Consider the following 438-nt stretch of genomic DNA (forward strand, 5'->3'; position numbering starts at 1 on the left):
ATAATGAGATTGGGATCAGTCGGGGATGTGATTTCTAAAGCGTCATCATATTTCTTTGCGTCAAAATAGGCTTTAAATTCAGGATCTCTTACTAAATTTGTAACAAGTTGAGCCTGATCTTTATCATCATCAAAGCCAAATAATCGCGTTGCGGCTTCATTCCACCAATCCATTTGCCCCATTTCGTTGGTCATCACAACGGCATCTTTCAGAGCATTCGCCGAATTACGAACACGCTTAATCATTTTGCTTAAGCGCTTACGTGCCTTTTTATTTTGCAATTGGGTGTAATACAAACCTTCAAAAAGGTCTCCCCATAAACCATAACTTTCAGGCACTTCTTTTGGCTTTTTAGTTGGATAGAGCCAAGCATGTAAACGAAGTGCTTTTCGCACCATCCACAAGCTATAGCTCGCAAAGAACACCAGAAGACTAGGA

The 438-nt window shown here is 40.4% G+C and carries 1 protein-coding gene; it reads right to left on the bottom strand.

Features of this window, described 5'->3' with window-relative positions:
* Window positions 1-438 (bottom strand): phosphate regulon sensor protein PhoR (locus A3739_RS08670; RefSeq protein WP_156502495.1); only part of this gene is annotated, 438 nt, incomplete at both ends.

The sequence above is a fragment of the Oleiphilus sp. HI0067 genome, from assembly GCF_001635735.1.